The organism is Pseudoalteromonas sp. NBT06-2 (assembly GCF_002276045.1).
GTDB lineage: Bacteria > Pseudomonadota > Gammaproteobacteria > Enterobacterales > Alteromonadaceae > Pseudoalteromonas.
In genome coordinates this window covers 1-4686 of the sequence record NZ_NQMR01000153.1, presented here as the reverse complement: position 1 = coordinate 4686, position 4686 = coordinate 1, and the positions used below count along the sequence as shown (strand labels likewise).

At 35.1% G+C, this 4686-nt stretch carries 3 protein-coding genes and 1 pseudogene; 3 read left to right on the top strand and 1 reads right to left on the bottom strand.

Annotation, left to right across the window (positions count from 1 at the left end):
• Nucleotides 1-186, bottom strand: a pseudogene (locus CJF42_RS21600) (group II intron reverse transcriptase/maturase); the annotation flags it as partial.
• 1223 nt (nucleotides 187-1409) lie between these two features.
• Between CJF42_RS21600 and CJF42_RS21595 the strand changes: the two are divergent.
• The 3 genes from CJF42_RS21595 to CJF42_RS21585 all read left to right on the top strand — a co-directional run bounded on the left by CJF42_RS21595 (nucleotide 1410) and on the right by CJF42_RS21585 (nucleotide 4247).
• Nucleotides 1410-2636, top strand: a complete 1227-nt coding sequence (locus CJF42_RS21595; RefSeq protein WP_095368656.1) for an OmpA family protein — start codon at nucleotides 1410-1412, stop codon at nucleotides 2634-2636.
• Nucleotides 2637-2705: 69 nt separating this feature from the next.
• A complete protein-coding gene (locus CJF42_RS21590) occupies nucleotides 2706-3779 on the top strand; it encodes a protein kinase domain-containing protein (RefSeq protein WP_095368655.1) in 1074 nt (357 codons plus the stop codon).
• Nucleotides 3780-3788: 9 nt separating this feature from the next.
• Complete coding sequence (locus tag CJF42_RS21585; RefSeq protein WP_095368654.1) at nucleotides 3789-4247, top strand: hypothetical protein; 459 nt, start codon at nucleotides 3789-3791, stop codon at nucleotides 4245-4247.
• Nucleotides 4248-4686: the final 439 nt, after the last annotated feature.

Genomic DNA, 4686 nt, shown 5'->3' with positions numbered 1-4686 from the left:
CCGATATTGCTTGGTTTGCAGTTCAAGTTGCAGTTGTTTTAAGTTCATTTCTAAATTCGAGGCAAACGCACCTACGGACTGCCCATCAATTCCGGCTGCTCCTTTGGCGCTTTTTACCTTTTTGAATCCCCTGTGCAGATTGTTAATGTCTAACAATTGTCCGTACAAGCTGTAATAAACTGTCATTTTCTGCCTTTGCTTGCGGTATGTAGGGTCGTTTCACTTTACCTATCGTTTGACTCTTCATGGTGACATTAGGTGTGCTAGCCTGTTGGCAATCTGCCTAAGCGGTCAGTCATTACTCCATTGCTCGCCCTTCAATTCTCAGCATCCACATTCCTGCTTAACCGTCACTTCTTGGCTATTTCCGTCGAAATACTTGTGAGCCGATAAGTTAATATCAGCGTCTTTCATACGCTTAAAGAATACTTCCCCCCTTCGCAATTAATTAAAGTTTTTGACTAAAATTAACCCCATCAAACACAATGCTGATAGTCGGCTTGGTTTTATCCTCCACACCATTACTGGCTTTCATCGGCCTAGCCTTACTCACTACTACGGGTTCATCTGCCACCTCACACCGACTTTAAATCTTGAGTCTCCTCTTGAATTTAAGCCACTTACTTACAAGTAAGTTTAGATGCCAGGCTTCCCCAGTTACTGCACTAGCTCCCTGATAAATATGCCACCCTCAAGCACAGCATTGGTCTGACTAAGTATTGGGCTTCGCGCTATTTTGAACGCTTACCCACCAATGCCGCCGAAACAGGTTACGGTTAGTTGTGTACATTTATCTTCCTATGGCTTCCTTCAGACCTTATCGTTAGCCATAACGCCCTTGCCATTTGGATTATCTTCCCCTTAGTCGGGGTGATAAGGCTTCTTTCAGCCTATCGGGTTTGCCAGCTTCGCTGGGCAAACAAAAAAGGCGAGCTATTAAGCTCGCCTTTTGGCTATTTTCAGTATTAAAGTTTCAAACTTGTTCTCGTTGTTTCAATCTTTATTCGAAAGTGACATCTCGCGTGGAAGAAGTATTTTAAACTAGGAAGAAGAGAAGTTTTTTCTGGTTCTTAAATACGAAAGGCGAATCATCTCTGATCCGCCTTTCGAATTATATGTGGGAAAAGTTAACCAACTTATCCAAGTTAACCATCTTAATTAAATCGTTAACCAACTTAATTACATACCCCCACAAACATGTAGCTGCATATTCAAAACTCAGACAAAGTACTTTTTGGATATCCAAAATTAGCCTTTAAGTTCCCAATAAAATCTATTTAAAATTTGGACAAACAACTTTAAAAGTGTTTTTTGTAGTTTGTCTAATTTTTTAATAGTTAATCTGATAAAATCTAGTATTATTTCTCCTCCAATGAAACTTAATCCATATAAGAAAAAACGATCCTAAAATGTTTGCATTTGTTCAAAATAAAGTACTTCAGCTTTCTTCAGCCACAACCGCGTTAGGAATTGCTGTAATATTTTCTTATTGCTTCTTTATAATTAAGTTTTTTCCAAGTGAGTTATCACTAGGTGAAACACTTTTATTTCTATTTGCAGGTCTTGGATTTGGTATTTTTTACTCATTAATAATAGGTCTGTTTTATGCCTCAACGGCACACATAATTTCTGTTTTAAAAAACAAAACCTACTTGTCAGAGATATCAACTAGCTTATTATCTCTTTTCTTTCTTATATCCCCAATAGTTATTTCTATAGTATTTAATGCCTCTATGGAATCTTGGCAAGCATTAATAAGCTTTTATGCTTCTGGTTTTATCCTGAACTTTGAATCTATTACTAAAGATAAACAGTTGATATTCCCCGCAGGTGATATAACTAAGGAAGAAGACCATAAAAAAATAAAGGTCCTTATATTAGCTATTGGTGTTTTAACTCCTATTTTCATGAGCAATTTGGCTTCATCTAATTTGCTTAAATCAACTTTTACGAATTTAGGGATAAGAACAGAAAAAGCCACCCTATTGGTAAACAATGCTAACTTAAAGGTCTTAATGGACCTCTCTAAATCACAAGGAATTGCAATATTCAATTGCAAATCAAACCAATATTCTACTTTAGAAAATATAACTGTCGATTGGCATGGTATTGGAAGTACTACACAGATAAGGCTAGATTCGACCAATAAAGAAGAGATCATAATTCCTTTAGATAGCAACGGGGTTAAGGTTATAAAAGGATTAGTTGGTTCTCAAAAGCCTCGCTGCTTTTTACTAAAGAAAAACATTTATTTTGATAGCGGTGATATAGAACCAAATGAAAATGGAAACAGCGATTTAAGTAAGATAATAGCTGACATCAAAGATAAAACAAAACATAAGAACCTGAAATTAAAAGAATTATTTTTAAACGGATATACTGACATACAGCCATTCAAACAAAAAGGCTCCACTAATTTTGAACTAGCAAAGCAAAGAATCGAAGCAGTTAAACTTAAATTACAGCCTCATTTAGAAAGTAATGTTGAGGTCAAGTTAACACCTTTAGGCATTTATAAGAAAAACAAAGCTAAAAACAACTTCTGTAGCAACATACAATATAAAAAATATGAGAAACCCTGTTTGTCTTACGACAGATTCGTGGAAATAACAGTTAAATTTGAAAAGGTTGAGTAATACTCTAATAAATCACTCACTTTAACTAATTTAGAACATTCACAAGTAAATAATATTTAAAGGCTTAAATTGACATCATTTACAGTAGATTTGATTGAAAAGTTAGGGATTAATGAAATCAATAATCGCTTTTTAGTAGAGGCAACAGTTTCTGGCGGAATGGGAGCTAGAAGCTTTAAAGGAATTGATAAAGAGTCTGGCCAACCAGTATTTATGAAATACCTTCTGTTTCCATCAAGCAAATATGAAATTGCTAAATTTCAAAGTGAGATAGAAATTACCAGACTAATCACTAGTTGGGCATCAGCGTGCCCTGGTTGTATATGTGCTGAATATATTCATAGTGAAGTTTTATTTGATGGGAATGCTTATTGTTTAATAACAAAATGGCATTCACTTCCAACATTAAATGAATGGTTAAAAGAAAATCCAGACTTATCGATAGAAGACAGGCTAGAACTTATACATAGAATCATAAACGCTGTAAGCCACATACCATCAGGTATCCACCATAGAGATTTACATCCTGGGAATATTCTAGTTGAAAATATATCTGTTGACTGGCATCAAAAGGTTTCAGATGTAGGGATTAGGATTATAGATTGGGGAGAAAGCATTCCTGAATCACATCATGGATTTGAAGATACTCCAGAGTATGTCGAAATACTAATTAGTGAAGCCCCAAAAAAAATTGAAGGTTCATACTATAGCTTACCTCCGGAAGTGTTTACTCCATGGGAAGACCGCCGACATCAGTATGGTAAATACGATGCATGGGCTATTGCACTATTGATGCATAAAATACTCACGAATAAAGACGTTATAGAGCATAAAGATCTCGGTTCATATATTAATTCACTCACAACCGGGGAAATGGGGAACGCTTTAAGAAAAGCAAATCGAAATATACTCGATTTAAAACACCCTGCTAGCCTATTGTTAAGTAAGGTATTCCAAAAAATGACTAGAATTGAGCCTAATAGTAGACAGCCTTTAGCCTATGTAGGAAGAGTTATTTGGGATATAAGAATTGAAAATTTCATACCTAAAGATATCCATGAAAGTCACTTGTACTTGACTAACCCTTTCGACTTCACCCCAAAAGAGGGTTGGAAACATTCCGGCTTTAATGAATTTGATTAAGGAATAAAAATGGTAATTTACAGAGGGTTTAATGCCCTAATCGATAGTACCACTCTAGAAAACCCATTCATAAAAACACCAAGAGAACCACTTCATACAAAATTTGAAGTCCACTCTTTTGCTGATGAATGGTTTGAAGAAAATTTAGGTATTAAAGCACGGAGCCAATGCATATTTTGTACTCCTGATTTACACGAAGCTCATAAATATTCTATAGGCTTCCAAAACGGCTGTGTAGCAGAAATTCACCCTATTGGTGATTATCACATTATATTTAGTGAAAACGTTATCGATTTTAATAACCACTCCCCCGAATTCGATAATTCTCCAGAAACTATAAAAGCATGGCTTTCAACTCAAAATTATCAAATAATTAGTGACATAAACGATATCCCTGATGGATTCAAAGGGGAATTAATGATGTACTGTATTTCATATAGTGTAAAAGTATTAAGAACCAATGCTTGATGCTTATAATGTGACCTTCATATAATTTCTGGACTTTTCGACGCCTTGGCGTCGGTATACCTCATTTCATAGAAATGAGAAAAAAACCACTAATGATCAATTTCCCATGTAGAAGAAGTAATCTCGGTAAATTTAATTTTTATTGTCCTCAATTATATAAGGAGCCCCTATTTTTGAAAATTTACAGTAAAAAAAATTAATTGATTGATATTCAGAAGATAAAACCAAACTTTAATTTAGCGCAGAAGTTTATGCTGGGTTTCACTCCTCTCATAATGAACTATTACTAGCTATCGTTGATCACAATCAGCAACTAAAAACCAGCTTTTTGAAAAGATCGCTACCTGGATAAAGTGTGTAAGCCTTACCTGAAGTTCGTATCTCTCCTGACTGATACAGCTTAGCAATAATCATCTTGCGTAATAACATGACTTTGATC

Coding starts and splice junctions, on each gene's coding strand:
- CJF42_RS21595 (WP_095368656.1), top strand. CDS start 1,410: ATGTTTGCATTTGTTCAAAATAAAGTACTTCAGCTTTCTTCAGCCACA.
- CJF42_RS21585 (WP_095368654.1), top strand. CDS start 3,789: ATGGTAATTTACAGAGGGTTTAATGCCCTAATCGATAGTACCACTCTA.